Source organism: Synechococcus sp. PCC 6717, from assembly GCF_022698185.1.
Taxonomy (GTDB): domain Bacteria; phylum Cyanobacteriota; class Cyanobacteriia; order Thermosynechococcales; family Thermosynechococcaceae; genus Thermosynechococcus; species Thermosynechococcus lividus.
In genome coordinates, this window is record NZ_JAKLTV010000002.1 from 197,730 (window position 1) to 223,961 (window position 26,232).

The window sequence follows — 26,232 nt, forward strand, 5'->3', positions numbered from 1 at the left end:
GTTACCTAAATTAATCAACAGCTTCATAATCTGAAACAACCGTATCTTCATTATCGCTGATTACTGTGGCATCACTATCTAAAACTTGGGTTGCTTGGGAGCTAATGGTTGATCCGCCTGCCATTGTAGGGGTAGGTGCCATGACGGATCCCCCGGCAGTTTGTTGATAAACCACGGTGCCAAGGGTTACCAACGCCTGCTGGAGTACCTCCATGCGTTTGCGAATTTCATCGGGGGTGATGCTGTCATCCACCATGGCTGCCTTCATACTTTGCACTGCTGGCTCAATGCGCGATCGCAGATCCGCAGGCAAGCTAATGCCGTGATTTTTCAGGGTTGACTCGTAGCTGTAAAGCAGGGTGTCTGCTTGGTTGCGCAGTTCTGCCACTTGTTTTTTTATTTCGTCAGCCTGAGCATAAATTGCGGCTTCTTGGCGCATCCGCTCAATTTCCATGCTGCTGAGGCTGCCACGGTTGGTAATGCGAACACTCTGTTGGCGACCTGTGGCTTTATCAACCGCTGAAACACTGAGAATGCCATTGGCATCAATATCAAAGGTGACATCGATTTGGGGCACACCTCGGGGAGCAGGGGGGATGCCCGTTAATTCAAAACAGGCCAGTTGCTTATTGTCCCGGGCAATGGGGCGCTCTCCTTGGAAAACAGCAATTTCAACCACGGTTTGACCATCCGCTGCCGTTGAAAAGCTTTGGGTTTTGCTGGTGGGCAGAGTCGTATTGCGATCAATGATTTTTGTGAATACGCCGCCCAAGGTTTCTAAACCTAGGGAAAGGGGGGTCACATCCAGCAGCAGTAAGTCTTTAACGGTGGTTTCTTTGCCAAGAATTCCCCCTTGGATGGCGGCACCAATGGCTACGGCTTCGTCAGGGTTGACGGAGCGATCGGCGGGCTTGCCACAAAACTGTTTCACTAACTCTTGGATGGCTGGGATGCGGGTTGAGCCACCTACCAAGAGAACGCGATCGATATCCTCAACGGTGAGACCGGCATCAGCAAGTGCCTGCTGCATTGGCTCAAGGGTTGCTTGAATCAGGTGTGCCGAAAGCTCTTCAAATTTACTGCGGGTAAGTTCAATTTCAAGGTGCTTCGGTCCGGTTTCATCCGCTGTAATAAAGGGGAGGTTAATGGAGGTGCAAAGGGTACCAGAGAGCTCGACTTTGGCTTTTTCAGCGGCTTCGCGCAATCGCTGTAGTGCCATCTTATCGTTGGACAGATCAATGCCTTCTTGTTCTTTGAAGGTTGCCAGCAGCCAGTCTAGAATACACTCGTCAAAGTTATCGCCCCCGAGGTGGTTGTTACCAGCAGTGGCGCAGACTTCAAAAACGCCGTCCCCTAGCTGGAGAATAGACACATCAAAGGTGCCACCCCCAAGGTCAAAGACAAGGATTTTTTGATCCTGATCCTGTTTGTCAACACCATAGGCTAGGGCGGCAGCAGTGGGTTCGTTGATGATCCGCATGACTTCAAGGCCGGCGATCGCCCCAGCGTCTTTGGTGGCTTGGCGCTGGGCATCACTAAAGTAGGCAGGCACGGTAATGACTGCTTGAGTCACAGTCTCCCCCAAGTACGCTTCTGCATCTTGCTTGAGTTTCTGCAGCACCATGGCCGAAATTTCTTGGGGTGTGTAGGTGCGATCGCGAATTTGTACATCCACCGTACCGTCACGCCCCGGAACACAGGTATAGGGCACTCGTGCCCGTTCCGGAGCAGTTTCGTCCCAGCGACGACCGATAAAGCGCTTAATACTAAACACGGTGTTTTCAGCATTGGTCACCGCTTGGCGCTTTGCAAGCTGACCAACAAGACGATCGCCCGATTTACCAAAAGCAACGATACTTGGCGTTGTTCGACCACCTTCAGCGCTGGGAATGACAACTGGGTTACCCCCTTCTAAAACAGCCACACAACTGTTTGTGGTTCCGAGGTCAATGCCAATGACTTTACCCATAGCCGCAAATGAGTTATTTCCGAAATCTGTTTTCCAAGACCAAGTAATGACTTCGACCCAGCGAAATTCATATTTACCTGTTATATTGCCCCAATAATGATGCTATGGTAGCACCCTAATCCTGAAAAATGATATTTACTAGGAATCTTGCTGAACTGTAACACCTGTTACCACCGAGTGCCGGATCAGCGCCACTTGCACTCGGTTGTCTCCTAACGCTTCAATGGCTACAGCAACCCCAGGACCAAAGAATGTTTCCATTTTCAGTTGCTTAGACTGCCAGACCTCAAGGGGAACCGCCGGCGAATCAAACTCTAAAATTAAGGTGTAGGCTCCATTTCTCAAGACTTCGGCGATCGCCACCAAAACTGGACGCTCATCCTCCGACGGACTCAGTCCCAAACTAGCCAACGTACTGTCTAGATGTGCCTCTTGGCCATAGCGATAGCGAGTCACATCCTTGCGAATTTGTGTTTGTGTTGGCGTTGCCTGCGATCGCGCAGCAATTACCTCAGCCGTCGGTAGCTCACGGTAGGGGACAGGTTTAAGTTCTGCAGCCTTCAGTGCCAGCCCCCCCAATAGCAACGGCACACCATAAAAGAACCCAGCGAGATTGAGAGTGGCATTCCCAGTTGCATAGGCAACGACCCCCACCACTGTCAGCAGCGAACCAACAAGTAAGCCAACGGTGCCCAAGGAAAATGAACCTAGCATAGTCTTCAGTTGTGACCCTAACGGTAGTTCGTAAATTGTAATGGCACCGGATAGTCTGCCCCCTTTAAGCGTTGAATTACCGCTTGCAAGTCATCCTTAGATTTAGCTGTAACCCTTAGGGTATCTCCTTGAATTGAGGCTTGCACCTTCTTAAACTCAGTCCGAATGAGCTTACTAATTTCCTTCGCCAGCTCAGGATTAATACCCCTACGCAATTGAATGACTTGCTTGACACGGCTACCGCTAGCCGTCTCCACCGCACCATAGTCAAATATTTTTAGAGAAAGTTGCCGTTTGGCAGCCTTCTGCTGCAAGATTGTATGCACTGCTGTGAGCGTAAACTCACTATCAGTTTGAATAGTCAGCCCCTCCTTGGTCAGTTCCACCGTCGTTTTGGTGTCTTTAAGATCGTAGCGAGCCTTAATTTCTCGTTCCGTTTGATCAACGGCATTGACCAACTCTTGCCAGTCAAAATCACTCACAATATCAAAGGAAAACGTACTTGCCATGCCTAGGGTTGGGGGTTAACTTTACCAATCACTTCTAATTTACCGTCCTTCGTCACCTGCCAAATGTCATAGACCCCAACCACATCGCCGTTTTCATCAATATCCACATTACCGCTCGCCCCTTGGTAGTTGATTTCCTTGCCCTCCCGCAGCAGCGCCAAGGCGGCACAAACATCATCCACCTCTTCACCGGGGCCGTTAGCGACCTCCCGCAACTTAGAGCGAATCCCTTCGCCGGTATTGGCTTTAGCGGCCTGAGCCGCCAGAACAAGTAAGGCGGCAGCATCCCACGCTTGAGCGGCAAAGGCAGGTAACTCTCCCCCTTTTTTGGTACGCCAGAGTTCTTGCAAGGCAGCTAAGGCTTGGCCATCAGCACCGGGCACAGTGCCCTTGGCTCCAGCAATAATATACGTGCCATCGGGAGTGCGCCCCACCTGTTCTGGAAAACTGTCAGATTTCACCCCATCCGTGAGCAAAATAGCCACATTTTGGGTGAGTCCTTGCTCAAAGGCTGACTTGAGAAGTAGGCTACCCGTCTCCGGATATAAAATGGCGACAACAGCATCAGGGTTGCCAGCAAAGGCAGCGGCTGCTTCTGTAGTGAAGGTGGTTGAGCGCTCATCATAGCGGGTAGGACGGGCTTCATTGACCACAGTGCCCCCCAGCGCCTTGAACGCGCGGGTAAATTCCTGCTCAAAGCTGCGGCCATAGTCATTGTTGATAACGACCGTAGAAACCCGCTTGAACCCCTGATCTTTCGCTAGCTGCGCCAAGGCTTGAGCTTGATAGTTATCAGGCGGCGCAGTGCGTGCCCAGTAACCATTAAAGTCTCCTTTTTTGGCGCGCTCGGTCAGTAAGGTGCTGGTACTACCTGGCGACACTAGCATTACTTGCCCACGGGTGGCAATGTCCGCAGCAGCATTAGAGACACTACTACCAAAGGAGCCAACCACACCAGCAACACGATCAATTTCTACCAGTTTTGTCATAGCCTCTGCGCCCGACGCTGGGCTCGACTGATCGTCAGCCGCAATCAACGTTACCGGTTGGCCATTGACACCGCCACAGGCATTAACGGTTTCCACCAGCAGCGGAACTGTCTCGGCAATAGGGGTACCTACGGAGGCCAAGTCTCCGGTTGAGGGCAGTAGCGAACCAATGCGCAGGCCATCACTTGCAGAACCAGTCGTTGTGTTCGTATTTTCACAGGCACCGACCCCAAGAAGAAGGAGCACACCGGCAACAATTTTGATCCATGCCCACGATTGCGGCTGAGCCATAGTCGTTCACTCTTCACAGTTTGCAAGCATCGTACTCCAAGCAGGGGTTCATTTCAACCTGACCCTTGCAACAGTAAAACGAGGCGCGTTACCTATGGGATAACCGCCCCGATCTTATCTCTTCGTTAACGTGTTTTAGGCGTTGCCCTGAGGTGCCTTACGTCGAAGGACGCACTTGCCGCGCCATCGCCAAAAAGCTCGCCATGTTAGCCCCCGGACGACGGCGGACAAATTGGGTATAGGGTCGCGATGACACCTCGCTCGCTGTAGCCTGTGCAGGAGCCGGAGCAGCGGGCGGTGGCTCTACAGCAGCCGCGGCAGCCACGGGTGCAGGGTCTGGTTTGGGGGTGGCCACCGCAGGGCTTGGCTCGGGTGCCGCCACTGGCGTTGGTGACGGAGCAGCTGGTTCTAGCTCAACGTAGAATTCCCCCTTCTTTCCGAGTCCTAAGAGTTTGCCAAGGGCGGCAAAAAGACCAAAAATGGCACCAAAGAGTTTTTTCAACAGACCCATGCGATAACCCTCCTAAGCGGTTGTGTACTATTGAGGTCAAGCTAAAATTCAAGTATTTTAGGTCACACAGCTGGTCATTGTCCCTTGCTGTTGACGGTTACTTGCTATTATCCGATGGGCGGTAGCCGCAAGCAACCAACATCTGGCGGCAAGACAAGGAGATTGTTGCGAAATGTGGAAACTCTGAGAAGCGTTGTGTTACATTTTTCAAAGTAAAGCAGCGGTTTCTCAGGACTGATCTCTGTTATGAATAAAGTTTACGACTGGTTTGAGGAACGCCTCGAAATTCAGGCGATCGCCGATGACATCAGCAGTAAATACGTTCCACCTCATGTCAACATTTTTTACTGTCTTGGTGGCATTACGCTGACCTGTTTCTTGGTGCAGTTTGCGACGGGCTTTGCGATGACCTTTTATTACAAGCCCACCGTCGCTGAAGCATTTACCTCAGTGCAGTACATCATGAATGAGGTGAACTTTGGCTGGTTGATTCGCTCGATCCACAAGTGGTCCGCCAGCATGATGGTGTTGATGATGATTCTGCACGTCTTCCGAGTGTATTTGACCGGTGGCTTTAAGAAGCCCCGTGAACTGACCTGGGTAACAGGCGTAGTTTTAGCGGTGATCACCGTCAGTTTTGGGGTGACTGGCTATTCGTTACCTTGGGATCAAGTGGGCTATTGGGCGGTAAAAATTGTTTCCGGTATTCCAGCAGCCATCCCCGTGGTCGGCGACCAATTGGTAGAGCTGATGCGTGGCGGTGAAAGCGTTGGCCAAGCCACCTTAACTCGCTTCTACAGCCTACACACCTTTGTGTTACCTTGGTCGATCGCTGTTTTTATGCTCATGCACTTCCTGATGATTCGGAAGCAGGGCATTTCTGGCCCCCTCTAAAACGCAATTGACGATGGTTGAGCATAACGAAATGTAACGTCGCCAGCCCTACGTGGCGTCGGAACTTGTTATGCTCCAAGTACACTCCCCCTTGCTAACCCTTAGGAGAACAACGGTTCTATGGCAAAAGTTTTGAAAAAGCCTGATTTAGCAAATCCGGCATTACGGGCAAAGCTCAAAAAAGGGATGGGCCATAACTACTATGGCGAGCCCGCGTGGCCCAATGATCTGTTGTACATTTTCCCTGTTGTGATCATGGGCACGATCGCCTTGATAATTGKTTTGGCAGTGATGGAYCCCGCCATGATCGGTGAACCTGCGGATCCCTTTGCAACACCGCTGGAGATTTTGCCAGAGTGGTATCTCTATCCAACGTTCCAAATTTTCCGTGTCGTTCCCAACAAGCTGTTGGGGGTGCTCATGAATGCGACGATTCCGCTGGGGCTAATGCTGATTCCTTTCATAGAGAGCATTAACAAGTTCCAGAACCCCTTTCGTCGGCCAGTGGCGATGACAGTGTTTCTGTTTGGCACGGTCGTGACCCTTTGGCTGGGCATTGGTGCTGCTTTCCCCCTAGATAAGTCTCTAACCTTGGGTCTGTTTTAGATCAACATAGATCGATTCAAAGCTATAGAGTCGCATCTAGTGTGAACTAGGTGCGATTTATTTTGTCGTCTAGACGGGAAAACCGGCACCGTAACCACTAGGATCAGAAATCGAATAAACCTAAAGGTTCTTCCGCAACAGTAGTGAAAGTTGTTTGACTTCTCCCCTCCTTGAAAGAGAGGGGATTCCCAACGGATGCTGCGCAACGGGCTGAAGCCGCGTTACTTCGCTTTTCCCTTGAGCTGTCACCCACAACTTAATGCGGGTGGGGGCAGTCAAAGACCCCCTACTCACCTCAAGCATTTCTGCTATTGGGACTACGTTTATGTTTCGGTTCGTGGTTTCGCGCTTTTCAACACTAGCCAATTCGATACGCTCAACATCCTGCCATTGCTTGCAGTGGTTTAGGCTTGCCGCCAAAGCGGTAGTGACTTACTTGCCGGGATTTCTCCGTACTAGGATGTTTCTTCGCGTAGTTGATACGCCTACTTTCCACGTCTCTAGTTTAACACATAGAGAGGGCTAAAGCCCCCTGAGTTGGCTGTATCCCCTCCTCCTATAATCAGCGTTTTGGCTTTGAACAGCCAGCAAAAGTCCCACTCGTAGTGACTGGCGCATACTTGACCGCGCAGGTGCCCTTCCTGCCAATTTTGGGCAGTAATCCGAACATGGGCGATTGTTTGGGGTAAGGCAGCCATGGTTCAGCGTAGTTCAGCAACAACTTGGTTGGTGACCAGTTGCTCTTGGGTGAGCAAATCTTCCACGGTTATCCGCAGTTGGCGATCGCCATCCACGTAGAAGAGAACTTTTAGACGATCGCTACCGGGGTAGCCGGGGGGGTCAAGGGTGGCAAGGGTTTTGCCTTGGGGGGTGTCATTCAGAGGCTGAACGGTCAGTTGCCCGCAGGTACGGGTAATGAGGCGATCGCCATCAAAAAAAATTTCCACGCCCCCTTGCTCATCCCCTAGCTCGCCAATCACCAGTTCAATCTTGGGTTGTCCTTCTGTAGAAGCGCCTAGAATCAGTTCCACCGGTTCGCGCATCGGGTAGGGCTGTCCCCGCTGAATGATGGGATGCCAACCATGGCGATTCAGCTTGCGATCCCAAAAACGGATGCCGTAGCTATGGTACAGAAAATCCTTGAGGTCTAGGCCTTGGCTCAGAGCCAACGCACCCATGGCAACGGCGGTAAACGGCTGATGGCTGCTGATTTTGCTGCGCTCAAAATACTCGCCAACCCAAGCCTGCACGGCGGGGATTTGGGTGGTGCCCCCCACCAATAGCACCGCCTCAATGTCCTCTGGGGCAATCCCTTGGCGGCGACCCTGCTGAAGTACCTGCAAAAGCGCCTTCTCCAACCGTTCAAAGAACTGCTGTTGGTGCAGAATTGTCTCTAGCTCAGCGCGCTCTAGGCTTAGCTCCAGAGTAGAAAAGGTGTCTGGGTCAAAATATACCTCTTGGGCGCGCGGATGCTGGGAGAGTTGAATTTTTAAGCGCTCCGCTAAGCGCAGCAGCAAACGGTTGGCGGCAATCCCCTGCTGCCCCCAATAATCCACAATCCAGTGATCAATATCGGTTCCGCCAAGGTTCACTCCAGCTTTGCCGAGAACTCGGGCTGTACGCGGGCGTTGATGATCACTATCGGCCCACTGGCGATCGCCCCACTTCAGGATAAAACCCAAGGGTGAGCGCTGCTGGTCGTTTGTTTTCAGTTCCACTAAGGACAGATCAAGGGTACCACCGCCAAAATCAATCACAAGGATCACGGGACGCTCGGCCACACCATAGCCCAGCGCCGCCGCTGTAGGTTCATCCACAAGGCGAATCTGGTCAATGGCAAAGCCATCGCACACCTGCAATAACCACCGGCGATAGGTTTCAAAACTATCCACGGGCACGGTAAAAATCAGGGAGTCGCCAAAATCCCCGGCACTGTGCTTTAACGCCGTCAGCAGCGTGCGCAAAAACCACGTTCCTATCGCTTCAAAAGTGATCGGGCACCCGTCCAATTCCGGCAGGTAGCCCTGCACCGTTGCGCCAATCCCCCGCTTAAACCGCGAGAAAAAGCGGCGATCGCCGGCCACATCAAACCCTCGATCCCGCACCTGCTGCCCCACCACCACCAAGGGCAACTTGGCATCCTCAACGTAGGCCAAACTGGGAATCAGCGCTGGCACCTCCCCAAACCCCAGCGACAGCCCGGCCACTGTCACACATTCTGCCACCTGAGCCGCATAGTTCCAGCGGGTTACTAGGGTGTTACTGGTGCCAAAATCAATCGCGTAGGTCACAGCGCCCTCAACCTATTCTCGCTAAACCCCTTATCCTAAGATAGTGAGTTCTGCTCCTCTGAACCCCTAGGAGTATGTCAAAATAAGGGAGCGATCGCAAAGATATGTAGGTGATTTCTAGGATTATGGGGCAAACTGGTGTATTACTACTGAACCTTGGCGGGCCAGATCGGCCAGAAGATGTCCGCCCCTTCCTGTATAACCTCTTCTCAGATCCGGAAATTATTCGCCTACCCTTTCGCTGGTTGCAAAAGCCGCTAGCGTGGTTCATTTCCACCAGCCGCGCCCGCAAGTCTCAGGCAAACTATGCCCAAATTGGTGGCGGCTCACCCCTACGGCGCATTACCGAGCAGCAAGCCAAAGCCCTCAAAGCGGCTCTCGCTGACCTTGGCATCGAAGCGAACCTCTACATTGGCATGCGCTACTGGCACCCCTTTACCGAAGAGGCGATCGCCCAAATTAAACTTGATAACATTCGCCAACTCGTCATCCTGCCCCTCTATCCCCAGTATTCCATCAGCACGAGTGGCTCTAGTTTCCGATTGCTCGAAGCCCTCTGGGAAAATGATCCCGCCCTCCGTCAAATTCACTACACCCTCATTCCATCGTGGTATAACCATCCGGGCTACGTCGCTGCCATGGCGGAACTGATCCGTCGGGAACTCGATCAATGCCCCAACCCCGACACTGCCATGGTGTTCTTCAGCGCCCACGGTGTCCCCAAAAGCTACGTTACTGAGGCGGGGGATCCCTACCAGGAGCAAATTGAAGCCTGTGTCAGATTGATCATGAACGCGCTGGGGCGACCCAACCCCCACGTTTTAGCCTATCAAAGCCGGGTCGGGCCGGTGGAATGGCTGCAACCCTACACCGAAGACATTATCCCTGAGCTAGCGGCTCAAGGTGTCAAAACCCTTGTTGTGGTGCCCATCAGCTTTATTTCAGAGCACATCGAGACATTGCAAGAAATTGATATCGAATACCGAGAACTGGCAGAAGAAGCTGGTATTGAAATCTTTCGGCGGGTTCCGGCGCTCAATGATCACCCCGGATTTATTGTCGCCTTAGCCCAGTTGGTGAAAGAGTCCCTTGCTGCGCCGCCCCGTACCTTTGCCGATGTCAATACCTTGCGCAAGCGGGTGAAACTCTACCCCCAAGAACGTTGGGAGTGGGGGATGACCTCCGCAGCGGAGCGCTGGAATGGGCGCTTAGCCATGCTGGGGTTTCTTGCCCTCATTATTGAACTGATTAGTGGTCAAGGCCCGCTGCATATGTTGGGTTTACTCTAAGCTACCCCCCACGCTCTAGTACAGTAACACCAGTCGCAGAATCCGCGCCACCAGCGCCACTAAACAGACAATCACCAATTGTCCGGGCAGTGCCCACAGGGAGTATTGCTGTATGAGTTCTACTAAAGGCTGACTTAACTGGCCAACGAGTGCCAAGGCGCAAAGGTACAGCAACCCACAGCTATGAATGATCGTTAACCCCGCTAACCCACTGAGGGCGAGCCATTCAATGCGAGCAGCCGCTCCTGAGCGAAACGCTAACCAGCCACAGACCCACGCCCCAGGAACAAACCCCAACAGATAGCCAAAGGTTGGCTCCCGCCAATAGTCTAGCCCTCCGCCTTGGGAAAATACCTGAAAACCACTGAGGCCAAGGATCAGGTAGGCGACCTGCGAGAGTGCTGCCGCTTGTCGTCCTCCCATGCACCCCACCAGTAGCACTGCCGCCACTTGGTAGGAAACCGGTAAGGAATAGACGGGGATCGCACTCCATGAACTGGGTAGCACCAATTGCCCGTCATCACTTAACAGATTAGGAATGGCGATCGCTGCCTCCATAAAGGTGCCAGCAACCGTGAGCAGTAACCCCAAAACCGCCCAGAGAAATTCATCTAGCGGTGACACACCCCCCCCTCACGCCCCTTTCAGTAAGTCAGAGTTGAGTGACGGTGTTCTGCCGCTGTAGCGGAAGGTCAAGTCCGTATCGCCCATCATAATAATGTCCCCGTGGTGCAACACCCGCTCCTCTGCAATGGGACTACCATTGACCAAGGTACCATTGCGACTCCCTGTATCGCGGATCAAATAAATTAAATCACTGCCCCGGGGGCGTAGTTCAATTGTGGCTTGATGGCGGGAAATAAAGGGGKCATTAATAATAACATCGCACTCCTTAGAGCGGCCAATGCTCCAGAATGCTTTGCCGGCCAAGTGATACTTACCAACAATGATTCCTTGGGAGCGCACCACTAGCCATGCTTGCTTTGCGAGATCGAAAGAACCGGTCATAGACGCGTGCCGTTCATACTTCCATGATATGCATTCCTGAGAGCAAGGGCGGAGGAAATTAGTACATTTACGGATGCCACACCCGTGAATTATCAACTTCAATAGAGGTAGTAAAGCCTGCGGTAAACTCTCTCTAGACCAAGGCTAGCCCTCTCCTAAGACATCGAGGCGTAGGTTTCTGGAGTGCTTAAGGAAGTAGGGGAAGTACACCATGCGTCAACGATCTTTGTTTAGGCCTATGCCACAAGACTTGCAATCTCAAGACATCCCTGCTGCCTCAAGGGCTCAAGTTGTTTCTACTCAGCGGCTGAAGGTGCGGCGATCGCTCCTTGCCAATGGGGTGGTGATCGCAACAGGAGTGGGTGTTCTAGCATTTACAGGGATCTTTCTATTTCGCCACCTAACAAGCGTTACCAGCCGCGACGCCGTAATCAACGGGGTTATTGTCAATGTCCGTGCCCCAGAAGAGGGAACGCTAGTGGATCTTCACGCCCAAGTGGGCGAGATAGTTGAGCCGTCAGAGGGGGCGGTGGCTATCTTAAAGAACGACCGTACCACTGCCATGACCCCTAAGGATGTAAAAACATGGCTGCAACGGCGCCGGGGAGAGTTAGGAGCCGCCAAGGCTAAATTAGCTGAACTCGAAAGCTTATTGGCCTCTGCCCAAGCAGATGACACCCATCAGCACCGTCTAGAAGTGACTGAGAGCGATCGCCGACTTGCGGCTGCGCAAGCGGAACTGGCTGCCGCACGGGCACAGCTTGCCAATGCCAAAGCACGGCAGGAACTCGCGCAAATTAACTATGAGCGCTTCGTCTCCCTTGCCCAACAGGGAGCAGTACCTCAGTCTCAAGCAGATGCCGCGCGCACAGAACTCAAACAAAGCCAAGCTCAGGTGGTCAACCATCAACGCACTGTTGATGCAGCGGCGCGCACCGTAGAAGCATTAGCTGCGGAAGCACAGGCGGCACAGTTGGGTTTAACCCTGCGCAACACCCGCAGTAATTACGATCCTCGCTTGCGCCTACAGGAACTTAAGTTGCAAATTGCTGAGCAAAAGGCCGCCATCCGCGGTATTGAAGCGGAAATTGCTGCCCAGCAGGAGCAGTTAGCCCAAGCAGAGCGGGAAGTTGCCCAGCGTCAAGTTGTTCCCATTAACACACCGGTGGCAGGCTACGTCTGGCGAGTGGAGGCGCGGCAGGGGGCATTCCTCGGCAAAGGCGATCTCATTTTGCAAGTCCTAGACTGCCAACGCCGCTGGGTCGATGTCTTCTTGGATGAGAAAATGCTGCGTCTTGTGCATCCAGGTACACGAGCTAGGATTGAATTGTACGGTGATAAATGGGTGACCTTGCGCGGCAGAGTCTCCAGCATCCGCTCAGGGCTGGGTCGCCTCAACCCTGGGGATGACATGGTCATCCCTATCCCTGAAAACTACCCACGGCAAAGCCAAGTGCGAGTGGAATTGGATGTGAGTGATGCTTGGAGGGAGGGCAACTTCTGCTATGTGGGTTACACTGGCAAAGTGACCTTTGAAATCAATTAAATTTCAACGACACCCCCTGCTGCCTGTAGCCGTGCTCGGGCACGCCGAAAGGCTTGAGCTGCTTGAATCTGAGCTTGCTTGGAGTCGCTTTGAGCTGCTTTTGCCACCGCCGCCTGAGCTTCGCTAAATTCCCGTTTGGCTGTCTCTAGGTCAATGGTGTCGCCCCGCTCAGCCGCATTCACCAAAACCGTGACTTCGTTATTTTCCACCTCGGCAAAGCCCCCCATCAGGGCGATCGCCACCCACTCTCGCTCTTGGCGAACCCGCATCACCCCAGTTTCCAGCGCCGTCAGCAGGGGCGCATGATTTGAGAGAATGCCCAGTTGGCCCGTTGTACTGGGTAGAATCACTTCTTCTGCTGGGGCATCCCAAACGGTTTTATCGGGTGCAATCACCCGCACGGTCATCACCATAGCCTTTCCCTTCTTAAGTCATAATTCTTAATTCTTAGGGTGGGAAGCCCCACCCCACTGTTGCCGACCAATCGTTACTTGCCTAAGCTTTGAGTTTTTCAGCTTTGGCTTTGGCTTCTTCGATGTTGCCCACCATATAGAAGGCTTGCTCTGGCAGATCATCTAGCTCCCCGCTGAGGATCATCTGGAAGCCTTTGATGGTCTCTTCGAGGGTGACATACTTGCCGGGGGCACCGGTGAACACTTCTGCCACAAAGAACGGCTGCGATAGGAACCGCTCTACTTTCCGTGCCCGTGCCACCGTCAGGCGGTCTTCTTCGGAGAGTTCATCTAACCCCAAAATGGCAATGATGTCTTGGAGTTCCTTGTAGCGTTGCAGCGTGGCTTGCACCGCTCGGGCAGTTTGGTAGTGCTCAGATCCGACAATATCGGGCTGCAACATGTTCGAGGTGGAGCCGAGTGGATCCACGGCGGGGKAAATCCCTTTAGCGGCTAACCCCCGCGAGAGCACGGTGGTACCGTCAAGGTGGGCAAAGGTCGTAGCCGGAGCAGGGTCAGTCAAGTCGTCCGCGGGCACATACACTGCTTGGATGGAGGTAATAGAGCCTTCCATGGTCGAGGTAATCCGCTCCTGGAGCGCCCCCACATCGGTGCCTAGGGTAGGCTGATACCCCACTGCCGAGGGCATCCGACCCAAGAGGGCTGACACTTCCGAGCCAGCTTGGACAAAGCGGAAAATATTATCAACAAAGAGCAGCACATCCTGCTTGTTCACATCGCGGAAGTATTCCGCCATGGTCAACCCAGATAAGCCCACCCGCATCCGTGCCCCGGGCGGCTCGTTCATCTGGCCATAGACCAAGGCAATTTTCGATTTGCTGGGATCGTCTTTATCAATGACTCCCGATTCAATCATTTCGTTGTAGAGGTCGTTGCCTTCGCGGGTGCGCTCGCCCACCCCGGCAAACACTGAAACGCCGCCGTGTTGGGTGGCAATGTTGTTGATCAGTTCCATCATGATGACAGTTTTGCCCACACCCGCACCGCCAAACAGGCCAATTTTACCGCCACGGCGATAGGGAGTCAGCAGATCGATCACCTTGATGCCGGTTTCAAAGACCGAGGGCTTCGTTTCCAGTTCTGTAAAGCTAGGGGCAGGACGGTGAATCGGCAAGGTTTCACTGATGCTGACCTCCCCTTTTTCATCGACGGGTTCCCCCAACACATTAAAGATGCGGCCAAGGGTGGCGGTGCCAACGGGAACGCTAATGGGGGCACCGGTATCGACTGCTTCCATGCCTCGTACAAGGCCATCGGTGCTGCTCATGGCAACGGCACGGACACGATTATCGCCAAGGAGTTGCTGCACTTCGCAGGTGACGGCAACGTCCAATCCCGCTGCGTTTTTCCCTTGAATGCGGAGGGCATTATAAATGGCGGGCATTTTGCCACTGGGAAATTCAATGTCAATGACTGGCCCGATAACTTGGGTAATAAAGCCTACATTGGTTCGTTCTGCTGTTGTGACCATGGACTCTGCCTACTGTCTTGGTAAGTTCATTTTTTGTAACTGGCGATCGCTTCAGGCCATCATCTGTGAGCGAAAGGGTTCACACATGAGAGCGGACGATCAAACCTAAATGGAGAATGACGCTGTGCCCGCAAAAGCACCACAATACAACGTACCACTAATGGGGCAACAGGGGGCTAGCCAACGGCTTCGATTTCGTCTTCAAAAAACCATGTACTGGAGCGATCATCAAAGGTGACCACCACCCCGACTCCACTGCCGTCAGTCATCTTAAAGCCCGTGACTTGACCGACTTGACCCAGTTTTTTGAGCACTTCTTGGGCGACGCGATCGCGAATCCGGCAGACGCGCACTTTTTGCCCCACGTCCATAGCAACTCCCAAAGTTTGTATAATCCTTGAAAATCGTACCAAGAAACGGTCGCGTTAACACAGGTTTACATTATGGGTCGTCTGCGGGTTGGGTTACTATTTGGCGGTCGCTCGCGGGAGCACGAGGTCTCGGTTGTATCGGCGGCGGCAATTGCCCAAGCCTTTGCCGATCCTCTCAATGGCGATCGCTATGAGGTGGTGCCCATTTATATTCAAAAAGATGGTCGTTGGCGGTGTACCGAAACCGTCAGTGCGCCAGCATCTTCTCTAGATAATCAATCCCTGTGGTCATTTCCGGCAGTGGCAGAAACCATTGATGTTTGGTTCCCCATTCTCCACGGCCCCAACGGTGAAGATGGCACAATTCAAGGACTGTTGGAAATGATGCAACGTCCCTACGTGGGGTCTGGGGTGGCGGCCTCCGCCATTGGCATGGATAAAATTTTAATGAAAACGTTTTTTGGAGCGGTGGGGCTACCGCAAGTGCAGTATGTGGCGATCAGCCGCTCAGAACTTTGGTCGGATCCGTGCCGCTATCGTCAGGTGTGCGATCGCATCGAAACCGAATTGGGCTACCCCTGCTTTGTCAAGCCGGCCAACCTTGGCTCATCAGTGGGCATTTCTAAAGCCAAGAATCGCCAACAGTTGACCACTGCCCTAGAAACCGCCGCCGAACTAGATCGGCGCATCATTGTGGAAGCGGGGGTAGTAGCGCGAGAACTCGAGTGTGCCGTCCTCGGCAATGATACCCCCCAAGCCTCAGTCGTGGGTGAAATCACCTACAGTAGCGAATTCTACGACTACGAAACCAAATATACGGATGGCCGAGCTGATCTGAAGATTCCGGCAGATATTCCAGCGACGGTGAGTAACACCATTCAGGACATGGCGCTGAAAGCCTTTACAGCCTTGGATGGGGCTGGTCTAGCACGGTTTGACTTTTTTTACCTCCCAGACAATGGCCAAATTTTAATTAACGAAGTCAATACCTTACCAGGGTTTACGGCACTGAGTATGTACCCGCAGTTATGGGCTGCCAGTGGCCTATCGTTTCCAGAACTGGTGCATCGGCTCGTGCAATTAGCGCTTGAGCGACACAGCCAAACCTACGTGGTTAACTGTACAGCGTAAAGAGGGAGCGAAAGTCAAACAGTCGCCGCAGCATCGCCCCAAAGGCATCAATTGCATGGGGCGCCTTGGGTTTGTGCCACCACGTCAAGCCGCCGTACAGAAGTTGGACAAGGCCACGGCTAGCGGCCTCATCAACCTCTAAAAACCGCAGATAAAGACAACTGCGCTCATCCTCCTGCCGCATCCGCACAACTGCTGCCTGAACCTTAAAGTCTTGCTCTAAAAAGGTCAGGGTTCCAGTGAGGATCGGCTGCGGGGGAACCTGCCGCCCGGCGGTTAGCAGTAGCGCTGCCCCAGTTTCCGAAAGATCGCGGGTATAGCCCCAGAACGTTTGTGACCCCAGATCAAACCGACACACGGTACAGATAGGAAAGCGATCGCTTTGACGGCGCGTCGGCTGATCAATTGCTGCTAGCACCGCAATCAAAGCAATTACGGCATTATAAACCGTCCAGGCCAGCATGACCTCTAGGCCAGCGCGCTCGTACTCCAGCGGCGGCCACACCCCAAACCAATAGCCCCCATAACGGACAAAAATCCCAAAAACCGAAGCTAGCACCAACAGGAGCAGCGGCCAGGTAAACGCCAAATTCAGATGTTTGCGATTTGAGAGGGTTCCTTTGTTCGTCACAACGCTGCCAATTTTGCCAAAGGGATTGCGTAGAATTTTTATTAACTGCACTATCCCAGGAAAGGCAAACATCACCTCATACACTTCACCCCACAGCGAAAAGTAACGCCCCTCCGTCGCCCAGCTAAAGGTTGCCAGCGTTAACAGTGTATAGGGGATAGCAAAGTAAAGATATTCCCAAAAGGTAGCTACCGTGAGAGACACCCCTGTCATCAGGCTCACAAAGGGACCCACCAGAAAACAAGCGCGAGTAAAGGGGTTAAAGTTGTACAACAGGAGCGATAGGTGACAACTGCGCTGAAACCACGACAGCGTTGACCAAATAGGTAAATCATCACCACAGAAATAGATCTGCATATTGCCTTGCAGCCAACGCAAGCGCTGCTCTAGGTGATCGCGGAAGTTACGGGGAGACTCCCCTAAGCTCAGAATTTCGTTGAGATAGACTAAGCGGTAACCGGCAATCTGCATCTTGGTGCCGGTTTGGAAGTCCTCGACAACACAGCGGGTGTAGTAGCCCCCCACCGCCTCAAGATCGCGACGGCGCACGACGTAGGAGGTACCGCAGCAGATAATAGCGTTGCCAAAATCGCGCCCGGGCTGAATAAAGCCAAAAAAGTACTCCATATCCCCCGGCATCATGAATTCAATCCCTAGGTTTTGGGCGTGGTAATCGGGGTTAAAAAAGTGTTGGGGGGTTTGCACCATGGAAATTTGGTCATTTTGAAAAAAGCCAACGGTACGGCTTAGAAAGTTTTGGAAAGGGATAAAGTCAGCATCAAAGACAGCAATAAGTTCACCGTTGGTTTGCTGGAGGGCATGGTTGAGGTTGCCTGCCTTGCGGTGTTCGTTGGTAGGGCGGGTAATGTAGTGCACCCCCAGTTGAGCGCATAGATCTGCGACTTCCGAACGGCGGCCATCATCTAGGATGTAAATGGTTTTATTGCGGTAGTTAATCCCCTGACAGGCAACAATAGTGCGGCGCAAAATGTAGGGAGGTTCGTTATAGGTGGGAATAAAGATATCAACACTGGGGCAATATTCCCCTGCAAGGACAGCCGCTTGATAGTAATTTGCCTCGCGGGAGCGCTGGCGATCGGTGAGCCATGCCGTTTGGTAAACGTAGAGCACATAGGTAATGAAATACAGAACCTCTAGCCCATAGAAGCTAATACTGGCAACGGCGCTAAACCAATGGGCAGTGTTGAGAGTCGCCAAACCGCGCCATAGCAGATAGCGAAAGCCAAACAGGATCACAATCAAGCGAATGACAAGGCGGGTAACATTATTACTGGGAATGATGTTGAGAGAGAGCGCCACCAACGCTGCAATGACTAAAGGCCACCACTGACTGAGATCATCCCGTGGCAGTTGCAGCAGTTCGGGCAGGGGTCGTAACTGATCAGGATTAACCAGCCCAATGGGAAATAGGGTTGGCTGCCAGACCGTGGCCAACAGCACCGCCACGAGGGTCAGCACACTCAAAACCAGAAAGCCCCATACCCACGGTGACACCAGTTGCGGGGGGGACGCTGGTCTTGAGTGCGGTTCTTGAGTCATGGGTTAGCTACAAAGCTAGGCAATGGTTGGCATTTGCAGGCGGGCAAAAATCATCCGACCGGCAGAGGTTTGCAGGGCACTGGTGACCACCACTGACAACTGATCGCCAATGTGATCAACGCCCTCTTCGACCACCACCATGGTGCCGTCTTCTAGGTAGCCAATCCCTTGAGCGGGTTCCTTGCCCTCTTTGAGAATTTTCAGTTCCAGCGTATCTCCGGGTAAGTAGATGGGGCGTAGGGCTTGAGCCAGTTCGTTGACGTTAAAGACATCAACTTTTTGGAAGCGAGCTACTTTGTTAAGGTTAAAGTCGTTGGTGACAAGGGTGCCGTTAATTTCTTGGCATAGGCGCACCAGTTTGGCATCCACCGTGGTCAAGTCTGGGTAGTCTGCGGAGTGAATGACAATGCGATCGCCTAGGTTAGCTTGGATGCGGTTCAGTACATCTAGGCCGCGGCGACCCCGACTGCGCTTTTGATCATTGGCGGCATCGGCAATCAGTTGCAGTTCTTGCAGCACGAACTGAGGCACAATAATTTGCCCCTCTAGCACCCCTAAGTTCAACAGAGCTTCAATGCGACCATCGATGATGCAACTGGTATCCAAGACCTTAGCACGGGCAGGTTTGATCATTCCTTCTGCCAAGAGGCTGCTTTCAACGGAGTTAGGGTTGACCAGCCGCAGTAGGGCGCGACCATGACTATCGGCCAAGGTTGTCCCGGAATAGGCAAAGACAATACTGGTGAGAACAGCCACCAAGGGTTTAATAAAGGAAAAATCCCTAGGAATCGGCAACAGAAAAATAGGAGCCAGCATCAGGTTGGCCAATAGCAACCCCACCACTAGCCCTACAGCTCGCGATAGTAAGGTATCAGCAGGGAGCTGACGAATATTGCGCTCAAGGCGATGGTAGAGGGTTTGCAATAACAGGCCAAGGGCAATGCCCACTAGCCCACCAAACCCTGCGGTGACCCACTGTAAGCCCCTAACGTTCGCAACTTGATCAAGCACCGTCGTTGGCAATAGGTCAATGCTATTGAAGCCAACGGCAATCCCCATCACCACAATAATGAGGAGTAAAAGTGTATCGAGCATCGGTTTGCTCCTGCCGTGCTGGACGATCCATAAGCCGTTACTTTATGGATTATACTTCCTTCTTCTGGGGGGCGGTTGTCAGGGCTGGCTCGCTCATGTCTAACTGCCGACTGATGCGGGTGCCAGCGCGGATGCCAACGGCCTCTGCTTGGGGACCCAAGGTGAGCCGCGCCAGTACCCCCCCCAAGGTTGCCCACAGGGTTTCTCCCACAAAGGAGCGGCTGGCCTTCAACCACCACTCCAGTACCACGTCAACGGAGGGGGGAGTGGGGTCAACAGGGGTGGGTTCGGCTATCTGGCGGCCAAGGTCTTCGCCCACCTGAGAGCCAATCATGCTGCCGAGAACTCGCCCTACGGTTTCTCCCACAGGCCCCATCACTACTTGCCCAGCGAGACCCCCGGCAATTTCCCCAGCGGTTTCGCCAATTTTATCGCCAGTGCGAACCTCTAGGGCTTTAGCAACTTGCTGGGGGGTCTGCTCAAAGGAGGTAAACTGCAATTGGCTAATTTGTTCGGTGGTGCTCATCCCCAGACGGGCACCAATCACTCCACCCACAAAGGTGCCCACTTGTACCCCCATGACGGCTCCGGCAGGCCCCATAAACACCCCCCCCSCTGTGGCACCCACCATCCCTCCCACCATATCCCCAAGGTACCCCCCCACCACAAAGCCCCCCATGGCTGTGGCTTTGTGCCCTACCTCTTCGGGTTCTAGGGCAAAGGCGCGGGTCAGGTTTTGCAGTCCTTGGTTGCCTTGGCCAACAATTTGCACATCCCCCCACAATTGAATGGCTGCCAGCAGTTGCAGGGGGGTAATCTGCTCTAGTTGATACTCAAGGGTAAGGGAAGCGGCAAGGGGATTACAGTGAACGGCTCTGATGCCTTCTAGGGTGTGGAGGTAAGCAACTAGGGAGTCTCGAAAGGCCGGCTCACGTTTTAGCTCTTGAATCCGCAGGCGGAGGCGATCGCCCGTGAGGTGCATCACTTCAGCAATCGGGGCAGTGTCAGCAGCAGCCATGGCGATTCCTCTCAGAAGGCTCTACCGTTGTTCTAGCATGTACCCAAAAGCCGTGGGGAATTCTGTCAGAATGTGAAGATGACGGCGTTGAGGTTACAAGTGCCATGTCGGTCACGGTCAAGGTTGAACATCTCAAAAAGTCCTACGGCGCGGTGACGGCGGTTGAGGATGTGTCTTTCACCGTTGAGGCAGCTGAAATTTTTGGCCTGCTTGGCCCCAATGGTTCCGGTAAAACGACGACTCTACGCTGTTTATGTACGCTCTCGCAGGCAGATGCGGGACACTTGGAAGTCTGTGGCCTCTCGGTGACCACTCAGCCTCACTTGGTGCGCCAAAAGCTGGGCTATGTGGCTCAGGAGGTGGCACTCGATAAGATTCTCACGGGTCAGGAGTTTTTAGAACTGCAAGCGGCGCTCTACCATATTCCCCGCGCCCTGATTCCCCAACGCATTGAAGCAGTGCTGGAGCGTCTGGATCTGCGGCAATGGCGCGATCGCAAGTGTGGCACCTATTCCGGGGGGATTCGCAAGCGCTTTGATCTGGCGGCGGGGTTGCTGCATCAACCCCAAGTTCTGATTTTAGATGAACCGACGGTCGGACTAGACATTGAAAGTCGGCAGGTGATCTGGGACATCTTGCGGGAACTTAAAGCCGAAGGGTTAACGATTATCCTCACCAGTCATTACCTTGAAGAGGTGGATCTCCTCAGCGATCGCCTTGCCATTCTTGATAGGGGGCGGGTGATTGCCAGTGGCTCCCCTGCTGACCTCAAGGCTAACCTTGGGGGCGATCGCATCACGGTGCGGATACGGGAGTTTACCCCCTACAGCGAAGCCCAGACAACCCAAGCGTTACTGATGCAATTGCCCTGCGTAAAATCCGTCGTCATTAACCGTAACCAAGGCAATTCCCTAAACTTGGTTGTGACGGAGGCTGCGGTTGCCCTAGCGGAGATTCAAGCCGCCCTAGAAACAGCAATGCTTCCCATCTTTAGCTTGGCGCAATCCCGCCCGAGCTTGGATGATGTTTACCTAGCTGCCACTGGCCAAACCCTACTGGATGCTGATCTGGCGGCCAGTGCTCAGCGAGATAGCAAACAGCTTAAAAAGGAGGCCATGCAGCGCTGAGGATTCCTTAATGATGGCTATCGCACCCCCCGTTGGTGAGTTCGTCGCCGTAGTTGTCGTAGTCGTCGTCCCCCTCAACCAACTCTGGTTCCTCAAGGACTGGGCTGAGCAGGACGGCCATTTCTGCCTCGTGGTGGGTCAACCACTGCCCCTGGGTACGCAGCCAGCGGGGGGCATTGAGGTAGCGGGCAAAATACCATGGCGGGGCAGTCGGCTGGGTGATCTCCGCTTGAACCCGCACGGTCTCTCCGGGGTAGTAGGCATCCTCGGAGTCAACGTCTAGCCATACTTTTTGGCCAATAATATCTTGGGGAAGCATCATAATTTGTGATTCCTCGAGGAACCTCACTCTACCTTAATTGTATAAGTTGTAGCGGATTTCAGAAATTTTTGCAGCGCCTTCTGATGTTTATGCATAGCGACTCAGCCAAGCGATCGCCTCCCGTAACCATGCTTCAGGATCACTCGTTTGGGCAAGGCTCGTGGTTTGGCCTACGGCAATGAGTGCCTCTTGAATCTCGCGATCGCTATAGCCCAAGGCCAGTAAGGTTAGTTCTAGCTCCTCCTGTAGAGAGGCTGTGGGCACCCCAGCGGGGGCAGTGTGCTGTCGCCATGCTGCCAAGGAGGCTTTTAGCTCAAGGGCAATCCGCTCAGCGGTTTTTTGGCCAACCCCCGGAGTGCGGCTCAGCCGCTGGGTATTGCCACTCACAATGGCCTGCACTAAATCCGGCAGGGGAAGCGTATCCAACAGGGCAAGCGCAAGTTGGGGCCCCACCCCATTCACCCGAATTAACCGTGAAAACATCTCCCGCTCTGCGGCACTGCCAAAGCCGTACAAACTTAGCTGATCGTCACGGACAATCAGATGGGTAAAAATTTGCACCACTTTACTGCTGGGAGGGTAGGCTCTGAGGAGATGGGAGGTCACACTCAGGCGGTAGCCAATTCCCTGAACCTCCAGCACCAAAAAAGAGCGGTTTGAGCCATCTTGCTGCTGGTCAACGACACAACCTTTGAGGTAAGCAAACACGGTTACTATGCCCAGTCCAGTGCTAGTTTAGTAATAGTTTTTAACCGTTTCAGCGAGCAACGTCGTTGCCATCGTCAGCTCGTTCAGCTATAGTATAGACAGTTCGGGCTATCAATCCCCCGCATAGCCCTACTGAAATCCCCGAAAAGGTAAGTTACACCGAAAGGGTAATGCTCAAATCAAAGATCCTGCAGCCGTCGCTTCAGAAAATGGTATGGATGTCTTTGATGCCGAAGGGATTTTTTCCAAATTTTCGCAAACGTCTGCGTCAAGCTCTCTGCTTGGCTGCGAGCTATAGACTGAATAGGTCAGAGCCGAGTCATTGCCGCACGGGCACTTGATGGCGAGCCAAATGGGCTTTGATTTCGGCGATGGTTAGTTGGCCATAGTGAAGGAGGGAAGCCAGCAGCGCTGCTTCAGCTTTGCCCTCGGTCAGGGCTGCCCGAATGTGATCACAGGTGCCCGCTCCACCGGACGCAATGACGGGGATTTCCACTTGCTCGGCAATGGCACGGGTGAGCGCCAGATCATAGCCCGCTTGAGTGCCATCGGCATCCATACTTGTGATCAGCAGTTCGCCTGCTCCTCGCTGTGCCATTTCCACTGCCCATGCCACTGCATCTAACCCTGTGGCTTCCCGTCCACCCCGTACATAGACCTGCCAGCGGGGCTGATCTGTGCCGGGCACGCGGCGAGCATCAATGGCGACCACAATACATTGGGCACCAAAGCGATCGCTGGCCTGATTCACTAAATCTGGCTGCCGCACCGCTGCGGAGTTGAGGCTGACTTTGTCGGCTCCAGCACGCAGAAGATCCTTAATCATGCTGAGGGACTGAATACCACCGCCCACAGTGAGAGGAATAAACACTTGATCCGCTGTACGGTACACCACATCAATGAGAATATTTCGTTCTTCGTGGGTTGCCGTAATATCCAGAAACACCAGTTCATCAGCTCCCGCTGCATTATAGGCTTGGGCTAGCTCCACTGGATCGCCTGCATCCCGCAGATTGACAAAATTCACTCCCTTGACGACCCGTCCAGCCTTGACATCAAGACAGGGGAGTATTCGTTTGGCAAGCATGAGTCCTCCTTAGGGTATATGCTGGGTGCAACACGACTGGCGCCTGCTCGGGTGAGTGTTGAGACTCAGCAATTGACTAGACTTTACTGTACAGTGACGCGGCGACCGCCACCGCTGACAAAAATAATGGCGCGATCCTCAGTCATTGGCTCCCAACCCACGTCAAAGCCATTGCGCCAAGCGATCGCCCGTGCGGCGCGAAAACAATCAAAACTATCGGGGCGGACAAAAAAGATCAGGGAATGGCGACTAGGGGAAAGACGACTGAGGGTTTGGCGGAAGGTGGAGGTTGAGGTATCAAGGCTGGCAACGGACTCGCCACCAAAGCGATCGCGGGGCTGAAATAGAGTTTGAATAATGGGTTGCCCCCCAAAATTGACTAAACTAAGCCGCACAGTGTAGTAGCGAGTGTTATGGGAAAAGTCCCTAAACTGCCGCTGGAGGTGCTGTGGATCTACAAATGGATTGTCATTCACCCGCCGAAAGAACTGCTGAATTGCCGCGCTGGCATTGTCTTCATCGAGGGGGATGGCTCGATTCCCGCGGCACTCAAAGAAGTAGCCCTGTTTACGGGTTTGGCGGGCAATGGGGGTGCGCACAAGGGCAGGAGACACTGCCGCCGTTAAACTGGCGAACAGACAGACGAAGATCATGACCCCCACCGTATTGGTGAGCACATCCAGAAACGAGTCAAGGTTTTGGCTGGGCTGCTGTGGCTGAGGCCGCCGTCGCGATCGTTTCATAGGCCAGTGGCTGATCGCCCCTGCTTAGGTAACCGCACAAAGACAAAATAGCTCAGGTACAGCACATAAATCACTAAGGCCACTGCGGCAAAGAAACCAAGGGTGCCCGGCCGCGCTTGGGCATGGAACATATCCTTGAACAGGAGGGGTGCTTCTAGCCACACGTGACAACTGGGGGTTGCCACCGCTCCGGGTATGAAGGCGCAGGGCAGATAAAAGGCTTGACCGACTGCTGCTAAGACACAGTAGAGCGTGACTGCCCACCGCCAACTACTAAAGACTTGACCGATTAAGTCTTGGCGATCGTTAATTTCTTCGTTGAGATCGACCCAAAACCAAAGGCTAATGGGAATGAGCACCAAGGCCATGAAACCAGTAACGTAGGCCACCGGCCACTGCGGCATCATCAGATACACCGTAATTGCTAGCAAACTCGCCACACGCCAATAAATCACTAGCAGATGGCTAATCGCCGGCACATTCTGGATGGTGGCCCACAACAGCAACAGCAGGGGCAGCACCACGGTAAAGAGCACGGCAAGGCGATAATCCATCCATACTAGCGATCGCAAAAGTTCAAGGGGCATGGCAGCCAATTTACACCACTAGGACGGTATCTATTATCTGTGATGTCCTTTGGCTGACACAAGTCGTGACCTCTTCTCGACGCTGACCTTACCCTTCGGGAAGCAAGCGGCAGCTACAACGCGGGACTTGTCACATCGGGTAGGGCTGGAAGCCCCGTACTTCAGTGCGGGGAGGAAAGCTCCTTTAGCAACTTCAGTTGTTTTAGGTTATAATTATACTGCGGACACCAGAAACGGTTGTTCAAGGCACTGGTAACGGTCGATTGGGGGTGTTGTAAACCACCCCAGAGGCTCGCGGTTGGCTTGCTAACTGCAGGGCTACTAAAAGCTCCCTGCTTTAGCTGGGAGTAGTTTACCCAACGTTGGAACCAGTGCTCAGAAGCATCAATGGCACGAGGTTGGGACGCCCTGTTTGCTGGCAACGGGGAAGATGTTACTGACGGTGTTGATGCCTAATGCTTTACTAAAGCATTTAGTCAGGTCGAAAGAGGTGATGATGTTCAGGGCTGTAAAGGCAGGATCGCCCTTGAAACGGTGTGACATGCTGGGCGGCTAACGCAGGACTAATCAAATATAGGGTAGTGCGTGTCAGCCGTTGCTGTTGGCTAACGCTGGCCATCTCTGACAACGGCACCAGCCACAACTGCTCATCGGGCCAGCCTAAGCGATAACCAATAGCCACCAAGGTGTCTGGAGGGTAGTGGGCAAGCAACTGTTGTTGTGCTCGTTGGACACAATTGGCACTCAGATAAAGGCACAGGCTAGCTTGATGAGCCGCTAAACTCGCTAATTCCTCGGCAGCAGGCACGCGAGTGCGACCGCTAGCACGGGTAAGAATAATGGTTTGCACCAGCTCTGGCAGTGTTAATTCTGCCTTCAGGCGAGCGGCAGCTAACTGATAAGCACTAATTCCGGGAACCACCTCCACCTCAATACCGGCAGCGGCTAAGCGTTGAATTTGCTCGTGAATCGCACTGTACAGACTGGGATCCCCCGATTGTAAGCGCACGACCACCTTGCCCGCTTCGACGGCACTAATCATCAGTGGCAGGATCTCTTCGAGAGTCAGTGCTGCTGTGGGGATACAAGTTGCTGTTGCTGCTGCAAATTGCAAAATACCACTCGGCACTAAGGAGTCGGCATAGACAATGACATCTGCCTGCTGGATCAGGCGCTGTCCCTTCAGGGTTAATAATTCTGGATCTCCAGGCCCAGCCCCCACAAAATAGACACCAGCCTTGGGTTGAGTACCGTTTTCAACAATCAACGTAAATACTCTCTTGAATGACGT

Annotated in this window: 27 protein-coding genes; 6 read left to right on the top strand and 21 right to left on the bottom strand. The window is 53.3% G+C overall.

Annotated elements, in window-relative coordinates; all coding sequences use genetic code 11:
- Positions 1 to 10: 10 nt before the first annotated feature.
- From dnaK to L5470_RS03520, 5 genes are all read right to left on the bottom strand, one after another.
- Positions 11 to 1,969 carry a molecular chaperone DnaK gene (gene dnaK, locus L5470_RS03500; RefSeq protein ID WP_499498185.1) on the bottom strand — a complete coding sequence of 653 codons (1,959 nt, stop codon included), beginning with the start codon at positions 1,967 to 1,969 and terminating at the stop codon, positions 11 to 13.
- Positions 1,970 to 2,107: 138 nt separating this feature from the next.
- Positions 2,108 to 2,683 carry a DUF2854 domain-containing protein gene (locus tag L5470_RS03505; RefSeq protein WP_499498187.1) on the bottom strand — a complete coding sequence of 192 codons (576 nt, stop codon included), beginning with the start codon at positions 2,681 to 2,683 and terminating at the stop codon, positions 2,108 to 2,110.
- 17 nt (positions 2,684 to 2,700) lie between these two features.
- Positions 2,701 to 3,192 (bottom strand): YajQ family cyclic di-GMP-binding protein, encoded by a 492-nt coding sequence (locus L5470_RS03510; RefSeq protein ID WP_448514812.1) that lies wholly within the window; start codon positions 3,190 to 3,192, stop codon positions 2,701 to 2,703.
- Between the two features lie 2 nt (positions 3,193 to 3,194).
- On the bottom strand, positions 3,195 to 4,472 hold the full coding sequence (locus tag L5470_RS03515; RefSeq protein WP_499498190.1) for an ABC transporter substrate-binding protein: 1,278 nt from the start codon (positions 4,470 to 4,472) through the stop codon (positions 3,195 to 3,197).
- A 157-nt stretch (positions 4,473 to 4,629) separates the two neighbouring features.
- Entirely contained in the window at positions 4,630 to 4,983 is a 354-nt protein-coding gene (locus L5470_RS03520; RefSeq protein ID WP_499498192.1) for a hypothetical protein, read from the bottom strand.
- A gap of 246 nt (positions 4,984 to 5,229) precedes the next feature.
- Here L5470_RS03520 and petB point away from each other — a divergent pair, with 246 nt between their 5' ends.
- Both petB and petD read left to right on the top strand, forming a co-directional pair.
- Positions 5,230 to 5,877: a cytochrome b6 gene (gene petB, locus L5470_RS03525; RefSeq protein WP_099798143.1), complete on the top strand. Its 648-nt coding sequence runs from the start codon at positions 5,230 to 5,232 to the stop codon at positions 5,875 to 5,877.
- Between the two features lie 120 nt (positions 5,878 to 5,997).
- A complete protein-coding gene (petD, locus tag L5470_RS03530) occupies positions 5,998 to 6,483 on the top strand; it encodes a cytochrome b6-f complex subunit IV (RefSeq protein ID WP_499498195.1) in 486 nt (161 codons plus the stop codon).
- Positions 6,484 to 6,983: 500 nt separating this feature from the next.
- Here petD and L5470_RS03535 read toward each other — a convergent pair whose 3' ends face one another.
- A complete protein-coding gene (locus L5470_RS03535; RefSeq protein WP_499498197.1) occupies positions 6,984 to 7,181 on the bottom strand; it encodes a DUF3146 family protein in 198 nt (65 codons plus the stop codon).
- Positions 7,182 to 7,184: 3 nt separating this feature from the next.
- Entirely contained in the window at positions 7,185 to 8,774 is a 1,590-nt protein-coding gene (locus L5470_RS03540; RefSeq protein ID WP_499498198.1) for an Hsp70 family protein, read from the bottom strand.
- 125 nt (positions 8,775 to 8,899) lie between these two features.
- On the opposite strand from L5470_RS03540, the gene hemH reads away from it, so the two are divergent.
- Positions 8,900 to 10,063 carry a ferrochelatase gene (gene hemH, locus L5470_RS03545; RefSeq protein ID WP_099799419.1) on the top strand — a complete coding sequence of 388 codons (1,164 nt, stop codon included), beginning with the start codon at positions 8,900 to 8,902 and terminating at the stop codon, positions 10,061 to 10,063.
- Between the two features lie 15 nt (positions 10,064 to 10,078).
- Here the strand turns inward: hemH and L5470_RS03550 are convergent, their stop codons facing one another.
- Together L5470_RS03550 and L5470_RS03555 are read right to left on the bottom strand one after the other, a co-directional pair.
- Positions 10,079 to 10,687, bottom strand: coding sequence for a biotin transporter BioY (locus L5470_RS03550; RefSeq protein ID WP_499498200.1), 609 nt, complete (start codon positions 10,685 to 10,687; stop codon positions 10,079 to 10,081).
- 9 nt (positions 10,688 to 10,696) lie between these two features.
- A complete protein-coding gene (locus L5470_RS03555) occupies positions 10,697 to 11,071 on the bottom strand; it encodes an FHA domain-containing protein (RefSeq protein ID WP_499498202.1) in 375 nt (124 codons plus the stop codon).
- Between the two features lie 238 nt (positions 11,072 to 11,309).
- Between L5470_RS03555 and L5470_RS03560 the strand changes: the two genes are divergently transcribed.
- Complete coding sequence (locus L5470_RS03560) at positions 11,310 to 12,617, top strand: HlyD family secretion protein (RefSeq protein WP_499498204.1); 1,308 nt, start codon at positions 11,310 to 11,312, stop codon at positions 12,615 to 12,617.
- On the opposite strand, the gene atpC is transcribed toward L5470_RS03560, so the two are convergent.
- The 3 genes from atpC to petP form a co-directional block, all read right to left on the bottom strand.
- Entirely contained in the window at positions 12,614 to 13,030 is a 417-nt protein-coding gene (gene atpC / locus L5470_RS03565; protein ID WP_499498206.1) for an ATP synthase F1 subunit epsilon, read from the bottom strand. The two genes, L5470_RS03560 and atpC, sit on opposite strands and share 4 nt — an antisense overlap.
- A gap of 82 nt (positions 13,031 to 13,112) precedes the next feature.
- Complete coding sequence (gene atpD / locus L5470_RS03570; protein WP_499498207.1) at positions 13,113 to 14,561, bottom strand: F0F1 ATP synthase subunit beta; 1,449 nt, start codon at positions 14,559 to 14,561, stop codon at positions 13,113 to 13,115.
- A 176-nt stretch (positions 14,562 to 14,737) separates the two neighbouring features.
- Positions 14,738 to 14,932 (bottom strand): cytochrome b6f subunit PetP, encoded by a 195-nt coding sequence (gene petP / locus L5470_RS03575; RefSeq protein ID WP_099799415.1) that lies wholly within the window; start codon positions 14,930 to 14,932, stop codon positions 14,738 to 14,740.
- Positions 14,933 to 15,004: 72 nt separating this feature from the next.
- Between petP and L5470_RS03580 the strand changes: the two genes are divergently transcribed.
- The gene (locus tag L5470_RS03580; protein WP_499498209.1) at positions 15,005 to 16,063 is read left to right on the top strand and encodes a D-alanine--D-alanine ligase family protein; all 1,059 of its coding nucleotides are present in this window, start codon (positions 15,005 to 15,007) and stop codon (positions 16,061 to 16,063) included.
- On the opposite strand, the gene L5470_RS03585 is transcribed toward L5470_RS03580, so the two are convergent.
- From L5470_RS03585 to L5470_RS03595, 3 genes are read right to left on the bottom strand one after another with little or no spacing between them, the layout of a single operon-like run.
- Positions 16,047 to 18,254, bottom strand: coding sequence for a glycosyltransferase (locus L5470_RS03585; RefSeq protein WP_499498211.1), 2,208 nt, complete (start codon positions 18,252 to 18,254; stop codon positions 16,047 to 16,049). The two genes, L5470_RS03580 and L5470_RS03585, sit on opposite strands and share 17 nt — an antisense overlap.
- Before the next feature lie 15 nt (positions 18,255 to 18,269).
- Entirely contained in the window at positions 18,270 to 19,349 is a 1,080-nt protein-coding gene (locus L5470_RS03590) for a PIN/TRAM domain-containing protein (RefSeq protein WP_099799412.1), read from the bottom strand.
- Between the two features lie 49 nt (positions 19,350 to 19,398).
- The gene (locus tag L5470_RS03595) at positions 19,399 to 20,367 is read right to left on the bottom strand and encodes an HMA2 domain-containing protein (protein WP_499498214.1); all 969 of its coding nucleotides are present in this window, start codon (positions 20,365 to 20,367) and stop codon (positions 19,399 to 19,401) included.
- A 104-nt stretch (positions 20,368 to 20,471) separates the two neighbouring features.
- Here L5470_RS03595 and L5470_RS03600 point away from each other — a divergent pair, with 104 nt between their 5' ends.
- Positions 20,472 to 21,494, top strand: a complete 1,023-nt coding sequence (locus L5470_RS03600; protein ID WP_099799410.1) for an ABC transporter ATP-binding protein — start codon at positions 20,472 to 20,474, stop codon at positions 21,492 to 21,494.
- A gap of 7 nt (positions 21,495 to 21,501) precedes the next feature.
- On the opposite strand, the gene L5470_RS03605 is transcribed toward L5470_RS03600, so the two are convergent.
- The 6 genes from L5470_RS03605 to cobM all read right to left on the bottom strand — a co-directional run bounded on the left by L5470_RS03605 (position 21,502) and on the right by cobM (position 26,205).
- Complete coding sequence (locus L5470_RS03605; protein WP_448514057.1) at positions 21,502 to 21,816, bottom strand: hypothetical protein; 315 nt, start codon at positions 21,814 to 21,816, stop codon at positions 21,502 to 21,504.
- A gap of 87 nt (positions 21,817 to 21,903) precedes the next feature.
- Positions 21,904 to 22,524 carry a Holliday junction branch migration protein RuvA gene (gene ruvA, locus L5470_RS03610; protein ID WP_099799408.1) on the bottom strand — a complete coding sequence of 207 codons (621 nt, stop codon included), beginning with the start codon at positions 22,522 to 22,524 and terminating at the stop codon, positions 21,904 to 21,906.
- 319 nt (positions 22,525 to 22,843) lie between these two features.
- On the bottom strand, positions 22,844 to 23,611 hold the full coding sequence (hisF, locus tag L5470_RS03615; protein WP_099799407.1) for an imidazole glycerol phosphate synthase subunit HisF: 768 nt from the start codon (positions 23,609 to 23,611) through the stop codon (positions 22,844 to 22,846).
- An 83-nt stretch (positions 23,612 to 23,694) separates the two neighbouring features.
- Complete coding sequence (locus L5470_RS03620) at positions 23,695 to 24,354, bottom strand: hypothetical protein (protein ID WP_499498217.1); 660 nt, start codon at positions 24,352 to 24,354, stop codon at positions 23,695 to 23,697.
- Entirely contained in the window at positions 24,351 to 24,941 is a 591-nt protein-coding gene (locus tag L5470_RS03625; protein WP_499498219.1) for a DUF3177 family protein, read from the bottom strand. Before L5470_RS03625 ends, L5470_RS03620 begins: the two co-directional genes overlap by 4 nt.
- 472 nt (positions 24,942 to 25,413) lie before the next feature.
- On the bottom strand, positions 25,414 to 26,205 hold the full coding sequence (gene cobM, locus L5470_RS03630) for a precorrin-4 C(11)-methyltransferase (protein WP_099799858.1): 792 nt from the start codon (positions 26,203 to 26,205) through the stop codon (positions 25,414 to 25,416).
- Positions 26,206 to 26,232: the final 27 nt, after the last annotated feature.

Bases quoted from the DNA above. Each gene is read 5' to 3' on its own strand.
- L5470_RS03560 (WP_499498204.1), top strand. From the start codon at position 11,310: ATGCCACAAGACTTGCAATCTCAAGACATCCCTGCTGCCTCAAGGGCT.
- L5470_RS03505 (WP_499498187.1), bottom strand. From the start codon at position 2,683: ATGCTAGGTTCATTTTCCTTGGGCACCGTTGGCTTACTTGTTGGTTCG.
- atpC (WP_499498206.1), bottom strand. From the start codon at position 13,030: ATGGTGATGACCGTGCGGGTGATTGCACCCGATAAAACCGTTTGGGAT.
- L5470_RS03535 (WP_499498197.1), bottom strand. From the start codon at position 7,181: ATGGCTGCCTTACCCCAAACAATCGCCCATGTTCGGATTACTGCCCAA.
- L5470_RS03510 (WP_448514812.1), bottom strand. From the start codon at position 3,192: ATGGCAAGTACGTTTTCCTTTGATATTGTGAGTGATTTTGACTGGCAA.
- L5470_RS03520 (WP_499498192.1), bottom strand. From the start codon at position 4,983: ATGGGTCTGTTGAAAAAACTCTTTGGTGCCATTTTTGGTCTTTTTGCC.
- hemH (WP_099799419.1), top strand. From the start codon at position 8,900: ATGGGGCAAACTGGTGTATTACTACTGAACCTTGGCGGGCCAGATCGG.
- L5470_RS03605 (WP_448514057.1), bottom strand. From the start codon at position 21,816: ATGATGCTTCCCCAAGATATTATTGGCCAAAAAGTATGGCTAGACGTT.
- L5470_RS03580 (WP_499498209.1), top strand. From the start codon at position 15,005: ATGGGTCGTCTGCGGGTTGGGTTACTATTTGGCGGTCGCTCGCGGGAG.
- hisF (WP_099799407.1), bottom strand. From the start codon at position 23,611: ATGCTTGCCAAACGAATACTCCCCTGTCTTGATGTCAAGGCTGGACGG.
- petP (WP_099799415.1), bottom strand. From the start codon at position 14,932: ATGGACGTGGGGCAAAAAGTGCGCGTCTGCCGGATTCGCGATCGCGTC.
- L5470_RS03515 (WP_499498190.1), bottom strand. From the start codon at position 4,472: ATGGCTCAGCCGCAATCGTGGGCATGGATCAAAATTGTTGCCGGTGTG.
- L5470_RS03600 (WP_099799410.1), top strand. From the start codon at position 20,472: ATGTCGGTCACGGTCAAGGTTGAACATCTCAAAAAGTCCTACGGCGCG.
- L5470_RS03585 (WP_499498211.1), bottom strand. From the start codon at position 18,254: ATGACTCAAGAACCGCACTCAAGACCAGCGTCCCCCCCGCAACTGGTG.
- dnaK (WP_499498185.1), bottom strand. From the start codon at position 1,969: ATGGGTAAAGTCATTGGCATTGACCTCGGAACCACAAACAGTTGTGTG.
- L5470_RS03620 (WP_499498217.1), bottom strand. From the start codon at position 24,354: ATGAAACGATCGCGACGGCGGCCTCAGCCACAGCAGCCCAGCCAAAAC.
- petB (WP_099798143.1), top strand. From the start codon at position 5,230: ATGAATAAAGTTTACGACTGGTTTGAGGAACGCCTCGAAATTCAGGCG.
- L5470_RS03590 (WP_099799412.1), bottom strand. From the start codon at position 19,349: ATGCTCGATACACTTTTACTCCTCATTATTGTGGTGATGGGGATTGCC.
- L5470_RS03625 (WP_499498219.1), bottom strand. From the start codon at position 24,941: ATGCCCCTTGAACTTTTGCGATCGCTAGTATGGATGGATTATCGCCTT.